Genomic DNA, 17,969 nt, shown 5'->3' on the forward strand with positions numbered 1-17,969 from the left:
ACGCCGTGCGCGGCGCGGTGGAGTCCGCGGCCGGCTTCGTCGGCGGCGGCGGGGCCGGCACGGTCGACTGGGACGGCGCGGGCTGGCGTCAGGTGCGCGCGTCCGTGCCGGTCGGGGCTGCGGCCCGCTGACCCGCCCCCGGCCCGTCCCCGTCGAGGACGAGCGCCGCGGCGGCCAGCACCTCGTCGATCCCGATCGCGGTCAGCGCGGGGTCCGGCTCTTCCCCGAACCGGTCCCCGCGCCGCAGCTCGGCGTGGGTGAGGCTGCGGTGCGGCCCCGGCGGCGGGCCCCAGCGTCCCGGCCCCACCGGCCCGAACAGCACCACCGACGGCGTCCCGTACGCCGACGCCACGTGCGCCACCCCGGTGTCCCCGCAGACGACGAGGACGGCCCCGGCGACCACCGTGCAGAGCTCGGTGAGCGACGTCCGCCCGGCCAGCACCCGCTCCGCCGGGAGTCCCGCCGCGGCGGCGACCTCCAGCGCGAGCTCCCGCTCCGGCGCCGTGCCGGTGAGGACCACCGGGGCCCGCCGCTCCAGCGCACGCGCCACCGCGGCGAACCGACCCGCGGGCCAGCGCTTGGCGCCGAAGGCCGCGCCGGGATGCACGACGATCACCGGTGCGCCCAGGCCCGGCGGGGGCAGCCGCAGGTCGTCGGGGTCCGCGGGGATCCCGTGGTGTTCCAGCAGGGCGCACCACAGCGCCCGCTCGTGGGGGTACCGCGCGGACGCCTCGGCGTAGGTTGGTCCGGTCCAGCCGTCGACGCCGGCGCAGCGGAACCCGATCCGGTGCGACGGCCGGGTCGCGTCGAGGGCCCGGTGGCTCTGCGGGCCGGCCCCGTGCAGGTTGACGGCCACGTCCGGCGGCCCGGAGGGCGACGTCGGAAGGTCGGCGGGGGACGTCACCGGCAGCACCTCGTCGACGGCCCCGCTGGCGAGGGCGAGCGGGGCGAGCGGGCCCGCGGTCGCGAGCAGGACCCGGTGCCCGGGATGGGCCCGGCGCAGCGCGCGGAGCGCGGGCACCGCGACGAGCAGGTCGCCCAGGGCGAGGGCGCGCAGCACCAGCAAGGTCGGTGCCGGCACGCCGCCTCCTCCCGCACGGACCCGGTGTCCGCCGTCAGGGGACTGGTACCCGGGTGCCCGCGGATCACACCTGGCGCCGTTTCGCCGGGACCGGCACGGGTACCGCGACCGGTGGAGCCGCTCCGGGCGCCGCCCGGGGCACGACGGCCGGGCCGTCCGGCGGCCCGGGAGAGGGAGATCCGATGCGACTCGACTGGTTGCGCACCGTCGCCGAGCAGAGCGGGCCCTGCGGCACGGTCCTGCTCGACGCCACCCACGAGACCCACGACGCGGAGCACATCGACCGCGTGCAGTGGCGTGGCATGCGGGAGACCCTCACCGGTCAGGGCGCGGACGACGCCACCGTGGCGGCCCTCGACCGCGCCGTCACCGAGTCGGATCCGCCGTCCGAACCCTCCGGGCGGGTCCTCGTGGCCGCCGGCGGCGGGGTCGTCCTCGACACCTCCACACCCCGGCGGCCGGACCCGCAGGAGGCCGTCTGGGGGCCGATCGCGGACCTGATCCGGATCGTGGCCAACGTCCCGGAACCGGTGACGACCGTCGTGGTGCGGATCGACGAGACGGGCGGGGAGATCCTCGCGCCGGACACCGACGGCGTGGAGGCGGTCGAGGGGCGCGACCGCCCGGTCCACAAGGTCCGTGGCGGCGGGTGGTCGCACATGAACATGCAGGAGCGCGTCGAGGAGTCCTGGCGGCGCAACACCGCCCAGGTCGCGGAGCGGGTCGACGAGCACGTCCACCGCACCGGCGCGCGCCTGCTGGTGATCGCCGGGGAGACCCGCTCCCGGTCCCGGCTCGTCGACGCCCTGTCGGAGCGCTCGGCAGGGATCGCGGTGGAGGTGGAGCACTCGGCCGGCAGCAGCGTCGACGAGCTGCACGACGTCGTCGACCGCGCCGTGGAGGACTTGCGCCACCGGGACCGGCAGGCCGCGCTGGAGCGGTACCGCGAGCTCGAGGCGAAGCCGGACGGCCTGGCCGCCGCGGGCCTGCGCACCGCGGCCGCCGCCTTCCGCGAACAGGCCTGCGACACGGTCGTCGTCGATCCCGAGGTCCTCCGCGGCGCGCGGCTCTGGGCGGCCGGGCCCACCGAGGTCGCGATCACCCGGGACGAGCTGACCGGCCTCGGCCTCGAGCCCGTCGAGGTGGACGCCGGATCGGCCCTGGTCCGGGCGGCCGCCTGCTCCGGCGCCGAGCTCGTCGTCCTCGACGAGGCGCTCCGGGGGGAGAATCCACCGGTCGGGGACGGCGTCGGCGTGGTCCTGCGGCACGCCCTCTGACTCCGGCGGATGCGGCCGGCCGGCGAACGGGCGATTGGCCGGCGCCGCGGTGGGTACCGGCACCGACATGCGACGTCAGCTTCTGCGCGGGGCGGCGGCCGGCGCCGCCGGCACGACGGCCCTGAACGCGGCGACCTACCTGGACATGCTGGTGCGGGCCCGGCCCGCGAGCACCACCCCCGAGGAGAGCGTCCGCCGGCTCGTCGAGCGGGGTCACCCGACCGCGCTGTCGGCGAAGGGCCCGGACAGCGACGAGGCCGCCAACCGGCGGACTGCGCTGGGGGCGTTGATGGGGATCGCGACCGGGGTCGGGGCGGGAGCGGTGCTCGGGGCGGTCCGGCCGCTCCTGGGCCCGCGCCGGCCCGTGCGGGCGATGGTCGTGGCGGCGCTCGCGGCGAACCTGGGCGGCGTGCTGCCGATGTGGGCGCTGGGGATCAGCGACCCGCGCGAGTGGTCGGCGGAGTCGTGGCTCTCCGACCTCCTGCCGCACCTCGCCTACGGCGTCGTCACCGCGGTGGTCTACGACCAACTGGACCACGACGGGCGCGGAAGGCGTTCGGCGGCCCGGTCAAGGCTGCGGCGGATCAGTCCATGACCAGCACCGCGCCGGCGAGCTGGCGCTCGGGACCCACGAGCGGGGTGACGGTGACGGTGACCTCGACCGTTCGGCCCCGCCGGTTGACCGCCTGGAGCGTGATCTCCGCGCCCGTGCCGGCGTCGCCGAGGGCGTCCCGCACCACCGGTCTCAGCTTCTCGAGCGGGAGCCCGATGTCCAGGTTGAGCAGGTGCTCGCCGCGCACCTCCTCCCGGCGCAGTCCCCAGAGCTCCTCCGCCCCGGAGTTCCAGACGGTGACGTGCATCTGCGCGTCGACGACGACGACGGCGGAACGCAGCGAGGTGAGGATGGACTCCAGGAAGTCGTTGACGCCGTCCAGCTCACCGCTGTGTTCCCGGACGTCGTCGTTGATGCGCTGGAGCTCGTCGTTGGTCGACCGCAGCTCCTCGTTCATCGTCTCCAGCTCCTCGTTCGTGGACTGGAGCTCCTCGTTGGTGGTCTCCAGCTCCTCCACGGTGGACTGGAGCTCCTCGTTGGTCGTCTCCAGCTCCTCGCTGGTGGACTGGAGCTCCTCGTACGCCGACTCGAGCTGCAGGTTGGCCCGTTCCAGGTCGACGAAGAGTCGGTGCGCGGCGGTGACGTCGTGGAAGACGACCGAGACGCCGAGGAGTTTGCCCTCGGCGGTCGCCAGCGGGCTGACGTGCACCTCGAACCAACGGACGTCCCCGTCGGCGCGTTCCAGCCGGACGTCGGTCAGCCGCTGGGCCCGCCGTTCGATCCGGACCTTCTCCACGACGGAGCGCAGCTCGACCGGCCGGTAGGAGAGTTCCAGGTCCCGCAGCGGCCGCCCGACGTCCCGGGCCCCGACCCCGAGGAGCTCCTCCGCCTGCCGGTTGGCCAGGGCCACGACGTCGTCCCCGGTCAGGACGATGTGGGGCACCGGGCCCGCGCTGAAGGCGTGGTCCCGCAGCCGGTCGATGTTGCCGGCCCCGCCCCGGCTGTCCAGCACGAACTCCGGCGAGAACGACGTGGCCCCGGCGACCGCCGCGCCGGTCTTCCGGAAGATCCGCCGCCTCAGGTCGATCGGCTCGAACGAGCGGGCGTGGCTGAGCAGCATCTCGGCCTTGCCGAGGACGAGGACGCCGTCCGGGGCCAGGGCGAACCGGAACCGGCTCAGCGTGCCGGCCTGGGTCTCGGGAGTGAAGTACATCAGGGTGTTGCGGCAGGTCAGCAGGTCGATGCGGGAGATCGGAGCGTCCCGGACGAGGTCGTTGCGGCCGAAGATGACCGAGCGGCGCAGGTCCTTGCGGAAGGCGAAGCTGCCGGCCGCCGGTTCGAAGTACCGGCGTCGCAGGTCCTCCGGGACGCCCTCGACGTCACGCTCGCTGTACAGGCCGGCCCGGGCGTGGGCCAGGGCGTCCTCGTCGACGTCGGTGGCGTAGATCTTCACCCGCTCGCGGAACTCGTCCGCGCCGAGGAGCTCGGCGAGCACGATCGCGACGGTGTAGGCCTCCTCACCGGACGCGCAGCCGGCGCACCAGACCCGGATCGGCGCCCCGTAGGGCCTGCCCTGCAGGAGCGCCGGCAGCACGTCCGCCCGGAGGTGGTCCCAGGTGTCGGGGTCCCGGAAGAAGGCCGTCACGTTGATCAGGATGGTGGTGAACAGCGCGGTGAACTCGTCCGGATCCACCTGCAGGCGGTCCAGGTACTCGCCGAAGTCCCGGACGCCGACCTGCTCCATCCGCCGGCGTACCCGGCGGCGCAGGCTGGCGCGCTTGTAGCCGGTGAAGTCCGAGCCGCGGGACTCGCGCAGGTGTTCGAGCAGGGCCTCGAAGCCGTCGTCCGGCTCGGCCGGCCCGGGGCCCGGCTCGTCGACCTGGTGCTGGCTCACACGCCAACGCTACCGAGGCGCGTCGCCCGCGGCGGCGTCACGGTGGGCCCGGTGTCCCGGGGAGGATCGCCGGGAGGTCGAGCGGGCCCTCCGGGCCGCCCGGGAGCGGGACGACCGCCCAGACGACCTTGCCCCCGTGCAACCTCGGGCCGTGTCCCCATGCCCGGGACAGGCCGTCGACCAGCCCGACCCCGCCCACCTCCTTCGCGTGCTCGACGAGCACCGGGGGGGTCGGGTCGTCGTCGTACACGGCGATGGACAGCCCGGTCGGCCGGAGCTCGAGCCGGACGGTGAAGTCCACGCTGGCCGCGTGCACGACCGTGTTGGTGACCAGCTCGGAGACGACGACCAGGGCCTCGTCGCACACCGGGAAGTGCCAGTGCGCCAGTCGTTCCCGGGTCCAGACCCGGGCGGCCGCGGGGCTGGCGGGCTCGGCGGGCAGCGTCGTCTCGGCACGGCGCCGGAGCACGCGGGAGCCGACGACGGCGAGCGCCTCGTGGACAGTGCGGAGAACCGGGACGAACCGGGGGACCGCGCTGCGGTGCAGGAGCGCGGAGAGCTCGGCGCCGGCTGCGGCGAGGGCCATCGGGATGTCCGGCCAGGACGAGATCCGCAGCCACACCGTCGGGAACACCGAGAGCGTCGTGACCCGGTCCGCCGTGAGCCCGGAGAGGTCGACCACGAGCGCGTCCGGGATCTCGGCGGCGTGTTTGAGCAGGGTGTCGCGCAGCTCCGGATAGGCGCGCACGTCGAGCAGGCCCTCCGGCCGGACGACGGCCGTCCGCCCCGCCGCCTCGTGCGTCACGCTCAGCAGGCTCATGAGGCCTCGTCCCGGTCCGGCATGACGACGCGGTGCGGCGGGAGCCCCGAGAGCAGCAGCTCGCGCAGCACCTCGGCGGACTCCGCGGCCTCTCGCGCCGTGCCGGCGTGCCGGCGCTCCATGGCGGGGATGCGGCTCTCCGCCGCCGACTGCTGCATGCGACGCGCGAAGCTCGACTTCTCCTCCAGCAGCCGGTAGGCGGTCCACAGTGCCCGTTCCAGCTTGTCGTGCTGGGCGTCGAGCAGGGCCTCGGCGGTCCACGCGTGGCCGACGCGGCAGCGGAACCGTTCGGTGTCCCGCAACGCGACCAGGGCCCCGTCGCAGTCCGGGCAGCCGAACCCGGCCACCTCACCCAGCGCCGCGAGATCGTGACCGGTGCCGCTGTCCCCGTTCATCGCGATGTCCGCCTCCGCCTCGTCCAGCTCCGACACCTGACTCGGGCCGGCCGCGACGTCCTCCTTGGCCAGCGTGCCCAGCAGCGGCCCGAGCTCGTTCGCGGGCACCAGGTGGTCCGGCTGCAGGAACCGCAGGACCGCCTCCGGCATCGCGGGGTACAGGGCGTCCGTCGGGTCCTGCACGACGACGGTGCCGCCCGCGGCGGCGATCGCCACCATCCCGGCGGCGCCGTCGTCGAGGACCCCGGAGAGCTGGACCCCGATGGTCCGGTGCCCGTGGGCGCGGGCGGCGGACCGGAAGAGGGCGTCGATCGCGGGACGGTGCCCGCTCTCGGTCGGCCCGTGGGACAGGACCGTGGTGCCGTTCCCGACCAGGAGATGATGGTCCGGGCGGGCGACGATGATGGTGCCCGGGGCCAGTTCCGCGCGGGGCTGTGCGGCCGCGGCGGGGAGCGGACCGGAGCGGTCGAGGATCGTGCCGAGGGCGCTGGTGCCCCCCGCCTTGAGGTGCAGCACCACCAGGACGGCGGCCGGCAGGTCCGCGGGCAGGCCCGCGACCATCGCGCGGAGCGCCTCCACCCCTCCGGCGGACGCCCCCACCACGATCAGATCGCGTCGTGCCACGCTCACCGCCTCCCCGCGCCGTGTCCGGATTCCGACGGGTTCCCGCGTGGGCTATTCGTACACCCGCGACCCTCAGATGTGCGCCTCGCCGTTCGCCAGGCTCTCCGCGATCACGGCGAGCTTGATGTTGAGCGACTGCGACGCCTCGCGGAGGATCGCGAAGGCCTCGTCCTCGCCGACGCCGCGGCGCTCCATGAGGAGCCCCTTGGCCTGCCCGATCACGTCCCGACTGCGGATCGCCCGGCGCAGCTGGGCCTTCTCCCGCTCCGCGGCGTTCCGGGCGAGGACCGCCGCCAGGGCGATCGAGGTGTGGGCGGCCAGGACGACGGCCCGGTCCAGGTCGACCGGCTCGAGGTCCCCCGGCCGGATCCGGTGTATGTCCAGGATGCCGAACGCGCCGATCCGCGAGCGCCGGAGCAGCTCCAGCGACAGGACGGAGCGGGCCCGCCGATCGGCCGGGTCGGGCGTCCGCCAGCTCTCGCCGTCCGCGTGGACGCTCATGCTGACGTGGTCGGCGCCCGGCACGACGCTCGGGGCGGCCGCGACGATGCGCGCGAGCACGTCGTCGACGGTCGAGGCGTCGAGCAGGTCCCGGGCGAGCCCGACCAGCCCGGTCAGCGGCTCGTCCGGCACGTCCGCGGGGCCGGCGGCGAGCGCGTCCTCGACGGTCTCGTGGACGGTGAACAGCTCCTGCACCCGGGCGAGGGCGAGGACCCGCCCGACCACACCGTCCCCGAGCCCGACCAGGTCGACGTCGCACGCGCCCGCCCGCGCCCGGTCGCGGAGCCGCATCAACGCCCACACGCCGGCGGAGGAGAAGAAGGTGACGCCACCGAGGTCGACCACCACCCGCTCGGCCGAGTCGGCGGCGTCGACGAGGGTCTTCAGGAAGCGTGGAGCCGTCGCCAGGTCGATCTCCCCGCAGGGCATGACGACGGCCACCCCCGGGCACGGGCGGCGCAACCCCACGCCGGGACGACAGGGGGCGACGGGTCGCCGGGAAGTGGCCATCGCTCGTCCTCACCTACCGGGGCAGGGGTCCAGGTCGTGGCGCTGGAGGTTCAACGTCGTACGCACCGTAACGCCGAACCTGCCTGCGGGGCAGGGTCGAGGGCGAAGTGGGCCCGTTCGCGCGGCCACCGGTGCGGCCGCGCGCACGGATCCGGCTCAGGCGACGCCGACGGCGTCCTTCGCGAGCGCGGCGATCCGGGTCTGGGCGGCAGACACGACGCCGGAGCGGTTCTTGTGCTGCTCCTCGTAGCGGAGGACGGCCTGCAGGTCGTCCGGGGAGTCCAGCTTCTTCACCGCGGCGACGGCGTCCTGCACCGACAGCTCGTCGTAGCGGCGCACCGGGAGCTCGTCCGCGGACAGCGCGCCGAGGTCCCGGCGGGCGGTGTGCACGGCGCGGGCGGCGTCCCGGCCGGCGTCGCGGCGGGCTACCCCCTCGGCCCGCTCCAGGGCGGCGTCGATGCCGGTGGTGACGACGTCCCGGGTGTCGGCGGCGAGCCGGCCGACCTGTCCGGCGACCTCCTCGACGCGCCGGCGGGCGTCGTCCCGGGCGCGGGAGACCTCCTGTGCGGCGCGGTTCACGCCGCCCACGGTGAGCCGGGTGGGCAGCTGGACGGCGCGCGTCACGCCTGCGGTGACGGCCTGCAGCGGTGTCGCCCGCAGGGCTGCGGGGCCGCCGAGGGCCTCCTCGGCGAGGACGGTGGTCAGCCAGTCGACGGTCGCGGTGTGCGCGGTGACGAGCTGCTCGGCGAGGCGGTGCACGGACGCCGGCCCCCCGCGGTCGGTGAGCGCGAGCAGGTGGCGGGCGCGGTCGAGGAGCCGGTGCTCGAGGGCGAGGTCGCCCAGCAGCGCCTCGTCGAGCGGCTGGGCCTGCTCGACGGTGCTCTTGACCAGGGCGGTGGCCCGGCCGACGACCGGCGCGACGACGTCCGGCACGGCGTCGAGATCGCGCAGCGCCGCGGCGAGGCGCTCGGCACGGCGCTCGGCGTTGTCCCCGTTCTCCTCGAGCTCGCGGCGTACGGCGTCCGTGCGGGCCTGCGCGACGCGGATCCGGGCGATCCGGATCTCGGTGCGGGTGAGCTGCTCGAGGGTGCGGAGCTGGGCGATGACGGCGGCGGTGTTCGCCATGGGCATGTCGACCTTCCGGTGGGTGGTGCGTGCCTGGTGCGTTCTCCGTAGGGGCTTCCCGCCACCGGGGGAGGCGCACACGGCCTTGTGACCGCAACCACGGTAGGAACCGAGGTTTGACGCCGGACGCCGCGAGGTAGCGACCGTACGGGGGCAGCGAGCTGCCCGCTCGCCGTCGAGACGAAGGACGCGGTCATGTTCCTGATCTCCCCGCCCGGGGTGTACCGGGCCCAGAGCGACACCGCCGTGATGGCGGGGGTCCTGTCCCGTGCCGGTTATGCGGCCGGCCGGCACGTCCTGGACGTCGGGACCGGCTCCGGGGCGCTCGCCCTGGCCGCGGCCCGCGCGGGCGCCGCCTCCGTCACGGCCGTGGACCTGTCCCGGCGCTCCGTCGCGGCCACCTGGCTCAACGCGCGGCTGCACGGAGCCCGGGTGGACGTGCGCCGCGGCGACCTGTACGGGCCGGTCCAGGACCGGCGGTTCGGTCTGATCGTGGCCAACCCGCCGTACGTCCCCGCCGAGACCACGACACTGCCCCGGTTCGGCGTCGCCCGCTGCTGGGACGCCGGTCTCGACGGCCGGGCCCTGCTCGACCGCATCTGCGACGGCGCCGAGTCCCGGCTGACCGACGACGGCCGGCTGCTCCTCGTCCACTCCGCCGTGTGCGGGGCGGACGCGACGGTCGAGCGGCTCGCCCGGCGCGGGCTCGTCGCCGAGGTCGTCGAGCGGGCGCGGATCCCGTTCGGCCCGGTCATGCGGGCCCGCGCCGCGATGCTGGAGGCCCGGGGGCTGATCGAGCCGGGGGACGACGTCGAGGAGCTCGTCGTGGTCGGGGCCCGCCGTGCCCGCTGAGCGGCGCCAGGTGGTGCTGACCGACGAGGGCCCGGTCCTGGTGTCCGGGCCGGTCGAGCTCGTCCTGCCCGGCGGTGAGCGCGTCACCTCGGACCGGCCCGTCACCGCGCTGTGCGTCTGCCGGCGCAGCCACCGCTACCCGTTCTGCGACACCAGCCACCGCCGCAAGGTCCGCACCGGCCAGGGAGAGGGGTCCTGATGCTGGGCACCGCACCCGTCCGGCCCGTCGAGTCGGCGGCGGTCCCCGAGCCGCGGGGCCCGCTGTCGGCCGCGGTGGTGACCGCGTTGCGGGGCGGGCCGGTGGGCCTCCCGGCCGTGGACGGGGCCGATCCCTATGGGGACGACCTGCAGCTCGCCCTGCACTGCTGCTACGAGCTGCACTACCGCGGCTTCGTCGGGGTCGACCCCGAGCTCGAGTGGGACCCGGACCTGCTCCGCCTGCGCCGCGATCTGGAGCGGGTGTTCCTCGCCGCGCTCCGCCGGGACGTCGAGCCCGGGGACGACGTGGCCGCGGAGGTCGGCGCCCTGCTCGTCGAGCCGGTGGGACCGGACGTCGGCGGCGTGTCCCACCACCTGCGGCGTGACGGCGAGCTGTGGCAGCTGCGCGAGTACGTCGCGCACCGCTCGATCTACCACCTCAAGGAGGCCGACCCGCAGGCCTGGGTGATCCCGCGGCTGGCCGGGCCGGCGAAGGCCGCCCTGGTCACCGTGGAGCACGACGAGTACGGGTCGGGCGATCCCGACCGGATGCACGCCCGGCTCTTCGCGGACATGATGCGCGAGCTCGGCCTGCCCGACACCTACGGCGGCTACGTCGAGCACGTGCCCGGCGCGACGCTCGCCGAGGTCAATCTGATGTCGCTCTGCGGGCTGCACCGCAGCCTGCGCGGCGCGTTGGTGGGCCAGTTCGCGATGGTGGAGCTGACGTCGTCGCCGGGGTCGGAACGGCTGGTCAGGGCCATGCGCCGGCTCGGCTGCGGACCCGCCGCCATCCGGTTCTACGACGAGCACGTCGAGGCGGACGCGGTGCACGAGCAGATCATCCGGCGCGGGGTGCTGGACCCGATGCTGGCCGCCGAGCCGGACCTCGCCGCGGACGTCGTGTTCGGGATCCGGGCGAGCCTGATGCTCGGCGACCGGCTCCGCGAGCATCTGTTGGGCCACTGGAGCGCCGGCCGGAGCAGCCTGCGCCGGCCGCTGCCGGACCTTGCGTGAGCGACCTCCGGACCTCGCGCACCTGAACCGGCGCTTCGGCGCGGACTTCCGGCCGGACCGGTTCGTGCCGCGGGCCCGCCACGAGCCGGTGGGCACGGCTGTCGAGGGGCGACACCCTGCGCGAAGTGCGGGGCTGGTTCGCCGACGCCCTGGAGCAGGATCGCCGCGGCCCGGCCGCTCTACCGGACCTGACCGGCTCTACGGGACCTGGTCGGCGGGGTCCGAGCCGTCCAGGTCGGGGACCAGACGGAAGAGGCTGTCCACAGCCGTGATCTGGAGAGGCCGCAACACGGCCCGATTGCCCGGCCCGGTCACGACGGTCAGGGCCGCGTCCGCGTCGTCCGCCGCGCGCTGCACCCGCACCAGGGCAGCGATGCCGCGGGACGCGAGGAACGTGACCCCGCTCAGGTCCAACACCACGGACCGGTGCTCGTGCAGCAGCTCGATCGCGGCGTCCTGGAACGCGGTCGCCTCCGCCTCGTCGATCTCGCCGGACACCGCGAGCACCCGGGTCGGGGTGTCGCGGGTGCTGGGACACACGGGTGGGATCTCCGTCCTCGACGCGGTCGGTCGGTGGGCAGCGGTGGGAAACGTGGGAACGAGGGTACCGGGGGAGGTGGACATCGGAGCAGGGTTCTCGACTCGGACGATGACCTCGACGACCGTAGCGGGCCGGCACGCGGTCCGCGCGCCGAGTCGACCGCCGAGCCGGGCGTCGGGGCGTCAGCCGCTGGTCGAGCGGCCGGTGTACACCAGCACCCCGCCGACCGGCCGGCCCTCGGCCAGCTCCGCCACCCGCTCGCAGAACGTCGCCCAGACGTGGGTCTGCATCACCCGGGCCAGCCCCAGCCGGTCGTAGAGGAGGTCCGCCCGCCGCCCGCTGCTCCGCGCCCAGGACTCGATCTCGAACCCCAGGTCGTCCCCGAGCCGGCCCGCCCGGAACCGGATGAGGCCGGCCTCGGGGTGCCCGCGGCGGGTCGCGAGCAGGAGACACGTCGGGGTCCGGGCGGCCACCCGGACCGGTCCGTCCCACGGCCCGGGCAACCGCACGACGTAGTCGTCGCCCACCTCCGGCTCGCCGGGCCGCCCGCTCTGCCGGTGGAACGCGGCGACCTCCCGCGGGGAGAGCGAGTGCAGGTCGTCGACGACCGCCCGCATGAGGCGGGCGGGCCCGAAGGGGCTGTGGCGCAACCGGATCCGGTACCGGCGGTGGAACAGCGGGCCGGTGCCCTCCTCGGCGCGCTGGATGTCCGGCCCCGTGAGCGGGACCGGCGGCATCTCGACGTCCGTGACGTCCGCGTCCACGAAGTGCAGCGGCAGCGGCCGCCACAGGTAGCGCCAGGCGGCCAGCGCCGTGCCCGCCGGGTAGCGGAACAGCCAGTTCGTCGCGGAGGGCAGCACGGTGCCGGGTGCCCACGGCGTGCGCCACCGAACCCTGCTCCGCCCTCCGGGGGTCGGCCGCGCCCCGAACGGCGGCGGTTGACGGCCGCGACAGCGGGAATCCTGCGAACTCCAGCCGACGACGAGAGCGAGCGCATGACCACGACACGGACGACCGGAGCTGACCGCGAGAAGACGACGGTCCCACCCGGTGACGACGCCGACACCCCCGCCCAGATCCCCCCGCGGGGCTGGATCCAGGTGACGAAGCGGGCCTTCGCCGAGGCCAAGTCGGACAACGTGCCGATCCTCGCGGGCGGGGTGGCGTTCTTCGCGTTCCTCGCCCTGTTCCCGGCGATCATCGCCGCGTTGACCCTCTACGGCATCGTCGCCGATCCTGCGCAGGTCGCGTCGCAGGTGCAGAGCCTCACCGCGCTGCTGCCGGAGACGGCCCGCCCGCTCGTCGCGGACCAGGTGAACGCGGTGACGGCGGGGAGCGACGGCGCACTCGGCGTCGGGCTGATCGTCTCCCTGCTCGCGGCGCTGTGGAGCGCGTCCGGCGGGACGATGAACCTGATCAAGGCGACGAACCTGGCCTACGACGAGGACGAGACCCGCGGCTTCCTGAAGCTCCGGGGCACGGCCCTGGCCCTCACCCTGGGTTCGGTCGTGTTCGTGCTGCTGGCGGTGGCGCTGGTGGCCGGCGTCCCGGTGCTCTTCGACGCCCTCGGCCTCGGCGGGATCGGCCTGGTGCTCGCGCAGGTGCTGCGCTGGGTCCTGCTCGTCGGGCTCGTAGTCGGCGCGCTCGCCGTCGTCTACCGGGTGGCCCCGGACCGGGACGCCCCGCGCTTCTCCTGGGTGAGCGTCGGCGCGATCGTGGCCACGGTCCTCTGGGTGATCGGCAGCGTCGCCTTCAGCCTCTACGTGTCGAACTTCGGCAGCTACAACAAGACCTACGGTGCGCTGGCCGGCGTCATCGTGCTCATGCTGTGGCTCTACCTCACCAGCTACATCGTGCTGCTCGGCGCCGAGATCAACGCCGAGAGCGAGCGGCAGACCAGCCGGGACTCGACGAAGGGCCCGGCCGAGCCGCTGGGCGAGCGCGGCGCGGCCGCGGCGGACTCAGTCGCGGACCGCGGCTGAGGACGAGGACTCCCGCATCAGCCGCTGCCGGGCCTGCTCGCGGTGGCTGTACGCCGCGTCCCGGACGGCGGAGTCGTCCTCGAGCCCGCGCCCACCGCGCCCGCCACGATGCCGAGCACCGAGGCCATCAGCGGGACGCGCAGGAACTCGGCGACGCCGACAGGTTCGGCGATCGTCCTGGACAGCAGGGCGGGAGGCACCACGACCAGCGCGGCGACGATGTTGAACGCGAACAGGGCTGTCGTGAACAGCGGCGCGCCGAGCCCGATGGTGATCAGCGTGGCGAGGTTGAGCAGCCGGGCGTGCCCGCCCGCGGCGGTCCGGCTCTCCCACAGCCCGTGGCCGAAGACGAGCCAGACGATCAGCAGGGCGACGGCCCCCGCGCATGCGGCGGTCAGCCGGACCGGGCCGAGCGCGGCCCCCAGGGACCAGATGCTCGTGTAGAGCAGCCCGAAGGCGCTGCCCGCCGCCGCGGCGGCCAGCGGCTTCGACAGCCCGAGCGCGAGCCGCCACGGCCGCACGGTCCGCACGAGCCCGGCCAGCAGCCGGCCCCGCCCGCCCCGGCGCACTGCCAGCTCGACGTCCACGTCGTCGTCGGACGGCGCCACCCGGTGCAGCGCGCGGACGCTGCGGCCGTGGGCCCGCTCCCGGCGCGGCCGGTCGGTGCCGACGACGGTCGCGGGGCCGTGCAGGACCGGCAGCAGCTCGCCCACCAGGGCGGCGATCAGGTCCACCGTGCGGCGGCGCAGCGTGAGCCCGCCCAGCGCCGGCAGCGAGCACAGCGCGGTGCGGTGCCGCAGGTCGACGGCCGCCGCGAGCACCCGTTCGACGTGGTCACGGGCAGGTCGACGAGGCAGACGGCCATGTCCCAGCCCGTCCCGTCGACCCGGGCCCGCGCCTTGTCCATCAGCCGTTCGTGGTCCGGGGCCGTCTCGACGGGCTCGGCGTGGGTCCGCACGACCCACCGGAACCGGCCGTCGACGCGCTCGTCGAGCACCTGTGGCAGCCGCTGCGCCGCCTTCCGGGCGACGTCGGCCGGCAGGCTGGGATCGGTGAGCAGGCCGACGACGATCGTCGGCGGCTCCGGGATCACGTGGCGGGGTACCTGCTCGCGGCGAGCAGGCGGGCGAGGTGTACCGCGTTGGCCGTCATCGTCGACATCGTCGTAGCGACGGGGTCCGGGATCTTGTCCAGGTCCTTGTAGTCCGTGCCGCTCATGGCCTCGCCGTTCCAGTACACGCCACCCTGTGCGGCCACGCTGAACCCGATGTCGTTGAGGGACTGGAAGAGATCGGCCGTGATCTTGTGACCGCCGTCCTCGTTGCCGACGACCGCCGTGATCGCGACCTTGCCGAAGATGAACGGCAGGCCCTCGTCGTCGGTCTCGCCGATCTCGGCGTCGAGCCGCTCGAGCACGCGCTGGGTGACGCTGCTCGCGTGTCCCACCCAGGTCGGGGTGGAGATCAGGAGGATGTCCGCGGCGAGGATCCGCTCGCGGATCGCCGGCCACGCGTCGCCCTCGCCCATGTCCTTCTGCACACCCGGCTTGACGTCGTGGTCGACCACCCGGACGAACTCGCCGGTGACCCCGTGGCCGGCCAGGGAATCGAGCACCTGCCGCGCCATGAGGTCGCTGCTGGACTCGGCCGGGACGGGGACAGCGTGCAGACGAGGGCGAGGGCGCGGAGGTCCGGTGTGGAGTCCCCGGGTGCGGAACTGGTCATGATTCCCGGATACCCGGGTGCGGCGCCGGCCACGCCTGCCGTGGGACACACCACCGCCCCGGCCGTGGACACCGCCGCCCATCCCCTCCGTTCGGTCGGTGCCAGGGAGCGCGCGCCGCTGCATGCTGGCCTGGTACGCCCGGCCGAGGGTACGACCGGAGACGTTCGGACGAGGAGGACCCGATGCCCGCTTTCCCGGCCATCGCCCACGTGGCGATCACGGTGACGGACCTGGACCGGAGCACGCGCTGGTACACCGCGCTGTTCGGCGCGGAGCCGGTGCTCGACGAGGACGAGACGACCGGCGGCTTCCACCACACGGTCTTCGCCCTCGACGGCGGCCAGCTGTTCGGCCTGCACACCCATCCCGCGGGCCCCACCGGCGGGGACTTCGACGAGCGCCGGACGGGCCTCGACCACGTCGCGTTCGCCTGCGCGGACCGGGCCCAGCTCGAGGAATGGGTCGCGAAGCTGGACGAGCTGGGGATCAAGCACGGCGGGATCGTGGACGCCCACTACGGCTCGGGCGTCTCGTTCCGGGACCCGGACAACATCGCGCTCGAGTTCTTCGCGCCCCCGGCCTGATCGTCCGGGCTGATCAGCGCGTCACGATCACGGCGTCCAGCGCGCGGCATCCCTGGCCGGCCGGCAGGACGAGCAGCGGGTTCACCTCGACGGACGCCAGGTCCGCCCGGTGGGCCGCGGCGAACTCCGACACGGCGACGACGGCGGCCGCCAGCGCGTCGACGTCCGCCGGGTCGGTGCCCCGCGCCCCGGTGAGCAGGGTCGCGCCCCGCAGCGCGGTGACCATCGCCGCCGCCTCGTCCCGGGTGACCGGGGCGGGCCGCAGCACGACGTCGCGCAGGACCTCGACGAACACCCCGCCGAGACCGAGCGCGACGACCGGCCCGAACACCGGGTCGATCCGCGCGCCCACGATCGTCTCGACGCCCAGCGGGGCCAGCGGCGTGACCAGCACGCCGTCGATCCGGGCGGCCGGTGCCTTCTCCCGCACGGCGGCGAGGACCGAGCGGTGGGCGGCGCGGACGGCGCCCGCACCGGACAGCCCGAGGGCGACGCCGCCGACGTCGCTCTTGTGCCCGATGTCCGGGGACACGATCTTCAGCGCCACCGGGTGGCCCAGCTCCTCGGCGGCGGCGACCGCGCCGTCGACGTCCGGCGCCAGGCGCTGCGGCAGCGTCGGCACGCCGGCCGCCGCGAGCAGCGAGGTGGCCTCCACCTCCGTGTAGGCCCGGCGCGGCAGTGCCCGGGCGGGCGGCAGGGGAGTGGGCAGCGGCCGGTCGAACGTCGCCCCGAGCCGCGCCAGGGCGGCCACGGCCCGCACCGCGCGGTCCGTGTCCTCGAAGACCAGGAACCCGCTGCGCTCGTACTCGCGCACGGTCTCGGGCTCGGCGACGAAGCTCAGCACGACGAGCCGGTCCCCGCGGTCCGCCGTGCCCGCCTCGATGCTCTCCCGCAGCCGGCCGGCGAAGTTCGCGGACAGCGGCATGGTGGTGAAGAAGCCGACGAGCGCGTCGAAGCCGCCCTCGGCCAGCATGACCTTCCAGGCCGCGACGAACACGTCCATGTGGTTCAGCGCTTGCGCGGTGCAGTCCACCGGGTTGGCCGCGGATGCGTACGGGATCAGGTCCAGGACCGCGCGCTGCGCCTGGATCGGCATCGGCGGGACGGCGAGGCCGTGGCGTTCCGCGGAGTCGGCGAGCTGGATGCCCACCCCGCCGGAGACGGTGACGATGCCGAGCCGGTCGCCCGCGCGGGGCCGCGCGTGCGCGCAGGCGTAGGCGATGTCGAGCTGCTCCTCCGTGCTCTCGGCGCGGTGGACGCCGTAGCGGGCGAGGACCGCGTCGTAGACCTGGTCCGAGCCCACGAGCGCGGCGGTGTGCGAGCGGGCGGCCTCGGCGCCGACCGCGGAGCGGCCCACCTTGAGCAGCACGATCGGCTTCCGCGCGGCGTGCGCCACGCGGAGCGCCTCGAGGAACCGCGGCCCGTCCTTGACGCCCTCGGCGTAGGCCAGGATCACGTCGATCTCGGGCCGCCCGGCCATCCACAGGAGAGCCTCGGCGAGGTCGACGTCCGGCTCGTTCCCGGTCGTCACCAGGTAGCGGACGCCGAGGCCGCGCTGCCCGGCGAGGTAGGCGACGTGGGCGCCGTAGGCCCCGGACTGGCTGACGATCCCGACGGACCCGGCGGTGGGGATCGCTCCGTCCAGGGCGGTGGCGAAGGTGGCGGCCAGCCCGGTGCCGGAGTTGAACGCGCCGATGCAGTTCGGGCCGAGCACCCGGACCCCGCCGGTCCGCGCCGTGGCGAGCAGCTCGTCCTGCAGCCGGGCGCCCTCCGGCCCGGACTCGGCGAACCCCGCGGAGAGGACGACCGCGGCCCGGACCCCGACCTCGGCGCACTCGCGCATCGCCTGCACCGCGGCCCGCGCCGGGACGGCGAGCACGGCGAGCTCCGGCACCTCGGGCAGGGACGCGAGGTCCGGCCAGCACCGTTCCCCCTGGACCTGCGCGCGGCGCGGGTTGACCGGGTAGACGCCGCCGGTGAAGCCCCAGTCGCGCAGGTAGCGCAGCACCCGGCCGGACACGCCTGCCCGGTTGTCCGAGGCCCCGACCAGGGCCACCGACCGTGCCTCGAGCACCGCCGCCACCCCGGATGTCGCCCGCTCCGCCATCGACGCCTCCTGCCTGTCGCCCCGGTCCGGACGCTACTCGGCGTCGTGCACGGCCTCGCCCCCGATGATCGTCGCCCGGACGCACCCCGGGTCGAGGACCTCGAGGGCGTCGTCGAGCGGGCGGTCGAGCACGATCAGGTCCGCCGCGGCCCCTCGCTCCACCCGGCGGGCCGGTCCGCCCGC

Annotated in this window: 20 protein-coding genes; 7 read left to right on the forward strand and 13 right to left on the reverse strand. The window is 75.1% G+C overall.

The features are described from left to right. Positions 1-88: 88 nt before the first annotated feature. Positions 89-1,081, reverse strand: coding sequence for a glycosyltransferase family 9 protein (locus JWP64_RS23120; protein ID WP_297500805.1), 993 nt, complete (start codon positions 1,079-1,081; stop codon positions 89-91). Positions 1,082-1,263: 182 nt separating this feature from the next. Between JWP64_RS23120 and JWP64_RS23125 the strand changes: the two genes are divergently transcribed. Together JWP64_RS23125 and JWP64_RS23130 are read left to right on the forward strand one after the other, a co-directional pair. Beyond that, complete coding sequence (locus JWP64_RS23125; protein ID WP_297500808.1) at positions 1,264-2,358, forward strand: Vms1/Ankzf1 family peptidyl-tRNA hydrolase; 1,095 nt, start codon at positions 1,264-1,266, stop codon at positions 2,356-2,358. Positions 2,359-2,425: 67 nt separating this feature from the next. After that, positions 2,426-2,953, forward strand: coding sequence for a hypothetical protein (locus JWP64_RS23130; protein ID WP_297500811.1), 528 nt, complete (start codon positions 2,426-2,428; stop codon positions 2,951-2,953). On the opposite strand, the gene JWP64_RS23135 is transcribed toward JWP64_RS23130, so the two are convergent. The 5 genes from JWP64_RS23135 to JWP64_RS23155 all read right to left on the reverse strand — a co-directional run bounded on the left by JWP64_RS23135 (position 2,943) and on the right by JWP64_RS23155 (position 8,780). Next, positions 2,943-4,805, reverse strand: coding sequence for a CheR family methyltransferase (locus JWP64_RS23135; RefSeq protein WP_297500814.1), 1,863 nt, complete (start codon positions 4,803-4,805; stop codon positions 2,943-2,945). The genes JWP64_RS23130 and JWP64_RS23135 overlap by 11 nt on opposite strands. Positions 4,806-4,842: 37 nt before the next feature. Next, positions 4,843-5,625 (reverse strand): STAS domain-containing protein, encoded by a 783-nt coding sequence (locus JWP64_RS23140; protein ID WP_297500817.1) that lies wholly within the window; start codon positions 5,623-5,625, stop codon positions 4,843-4,845. Beyond that, positions 5,622-6,644 (reverse strand): chemotaxis protein CheB, encoded by a 1,023-nt coding sequence (locus JWP64_RS23145; RefSeq protein ID WP_297500820.1) that lies wholly within the window; start codon positions 6,642-6,644, stop codon positions 5,622-5,624. The genes JWP64_RS23140 and JWP64_RS23145 overlap by 4 nt, the downstream gene beginning before the upstream one ends. Before the next feature lie 72 nt (positions 6,645-6,716). After that, positions 6,717-7,655 (reverse strand): ANTAR domain-containing protein, encoded by a 939-nt coding sequence (locus JWP64_RS23150; RefSeq protein ID WP_297500823.1) that lies wholly within the window; start codon positions 7,653-7,655, stop codon positions 6,717-6,719. Positions 7,656-7,811: 156 nt separating this feature from the next. Continuing rightward, the gene (locus JWP64_RS23155) at positions 7,812-8,780 is read right to left on the reverse strand and encodes a ferritin-like domain-containing protein (RefSeq protein ID WP_297500827.1); all 969 of its coding nucleotides are present in this window, start codon (positions 8,778-8,780) and stop codon (positions 7,812-7,814) included. Between the two features lie 195 nt (positions 8,781-8,975). Here JWP64_RS23155 and JWP64_RS23160 point away from each other — a divergent pair, with 195 nt between their 5' ends. The 3 genes from JWP64_RS23160 to JWP64_RS23170 are packed head-to-tail and all read left to right on the forward strand — an operon-like array spanning position 8,976 to position 10,847. Next, positions 8,976-9,632, forward strand: a complete 657-nt coding sequence (locus JWP64_RS23160) for a HemK2/MTQ2 family protein methyltransferase (RefSeq protein ID WP_297500830.1) — start codon at positions 8,976-8,978, stop codon at positions 9,630-9,632. Continuing rightward, positions 9,622-9,831 carry a CDGSH iron-sulfur domain-containing protein gene (locus JWP64_RS23165; protein WP_297500833.1) on the forward strand — a complete coding sequence of 70 codons (210 nt, stop codon included), beginning with the start codon at positions 9,622-9,624 and terminating at the stop codon, positions 9,829-9,831. The genes JWP64_RS23160 and JWP64_RS23165 overlap by 11 nt, the downstream gene beginning before the upstream one ends. Then, positions 9,831-10,847 carry an iron-containing redox enzyme family protein gene (locus JWP64_RS23170; RefSeq protein ID WP_297500835.1) on the forward strand — a complete coding sequence of 339 codons (1,017 nt, stop codon included), beginning with the start codon at positions 9,831-9,833 and terminating at the stop codon, positions 10,845-10,847. Before JWP64_RS23165 ends, JWP64_RS23170 begins: the two co-directional genes overlap by 1 nt. 198 nt (positions 10,848-11,045) lie before the next feature. On the opposite strand, the gene JWP64_RS23175 is transcribed toward JWP64_RS23170, so the two are convergent. Together JWP64_RS23175 and JWP64_RS23180 are read right to left on the reverse strand one after the other, a co-directional pair. Then, positions 11,046-11,387, reverse strand: coding sequence for an STAS domain-containing protein (locus JWP64_RS23175; protein WP_297500838.1), 342 nt, complete (start codon positions 11,385-11,387; stop codon positions 11,046-11,048). Positions 11,388-11,570: 183 nt separating this feature from the next. Continuing rightward, the gene (locus JWP64_RS23180; RefSeq protein WP_297500841.1) at positions 11,571-12,248 is read right to left on the reverse strand and encodes a DUF1990 domain-containing protein; all 678 of its coding nucleotides are present in this window, start codon (positions 12,246-12,248) and stop codon (positions 11,571-11,573) included. Positions 12,249-12,383: 135 nt separating this feature from the next. On the opposite strand from JWP64_RS23180, the gene JWP64_RS23185 reads away from it, so the two are divergent. Beyond that, entirely contained in the window at positions 12,384-13,370 is a 987-nt protein-coding gene (locus JWP64_RS23185; RefSeq protein WP_297500844.1) for a YihY/virulence factor BrkB family protein, read from the forward strand. Between the two features lie 17 nt (positions 13,371-13,387). Here the strand turns inward: JWP64_RS23185 and JWP64_RS23190 are convergent, their stop codons facing one another. Genes JWP64_RS23190 through JWP64_RS23200 form a run of 3 tightly spaced genes read right to left on the reverse strand, consistent with a single transcriptional unit; the run spans position 13,388 to position 14,996 of the window. Further along, positions 13,388-14,191: a hypothetical protein gene (locus tag JWP64_RS23190; RefSeq protein WP_297500846.1), complete on the reverse strand. Its 804-nt coding sequence runs from the start codon at positions 14,189-14,191 to the stop codon at positions 13,388-13,390. Next, positions 14,095-14,463 carry a hypothetical protein gene (locus JWP64_RS23195; protein WP_297500849.1) on the reverse strand — a complete coding sequence of 123 codons (369 nt, stop codon included), beginning with the start codon at positions 14,461-14,463 and terminating at the stop codon, positions 14,095-14,097. Before JWP64_RS23195 ends, JWP64_RS23190 begins: the two co-directional genes overlap by 97 nt. Continuing rightward, entirely contained in the window at positions 14,460-14,996 is a 537-nt protein-coding gene (locus JWP64_RS23200; RefSeq protein WP_297500851.1) for an NAD(P)H-dependent oxidoreductase, read from the reverse strand. Before JWP64_RS23200 ends, JWP64_RS23195 begins: the two co-directional genes overlap by 4 nt. 281 nt (positions 14,997-15,277) lie before the next feature. On the opposite strand from JWP64_RS23200, the gene JWP64_RS23205 reads away from it, so the two are divergent. After that, positions 15,278-15,679, forward strand: coding sequence for a VOC family protein (locus tag JWP64_RS23205; protein WP_297500854.1), 402 nt, complete (start codon positions 15,278-15,280; stop codon positions 15,677-15,679). A 13-nt stretch (positions 15,680-15,692) separates the two neighbouring features. On the opposite strand, the gene JWP64_RS23210 is transcribed toward JWP64_RS23205, so the two are convergent. Beyond that, positions 15,693-17,786, reverse strand: coding sequence for an acetate--CoA ligase family protein (locus JWP64_RS23210; RefSeq protein WP_297500858.1), 2,094 nt, complete (start codon positions 17,784-17,786; stop codon positions 15,693-15,695). Between the two features lie 33 nt (positions 17,787-17,819). After that, positions 17,820-17,948 carry a hypothetical protein gene (locus JWP64_RS23215; RefSeq protein WP_297500861.1) on the reverse strand — a complete coding sequence of 43 codons (129 nt, stop codon included), beginning with the start codon at positions 17,946-17,948 and terminating at the stop codon, positions 17,820-17,822. Positions 17,949-17,969 lie beyond the last annotated feature (21 nt).

This window comes from Pseudonocardia sp. (assembly GCF_025465255.1).
Taxonomy (GTDB): domain Bacteria; phylum Actinomycetota; class Actinomycetes; order Mycobacteriales; family Pseudonocardiaceae; genus Pseudonocardia.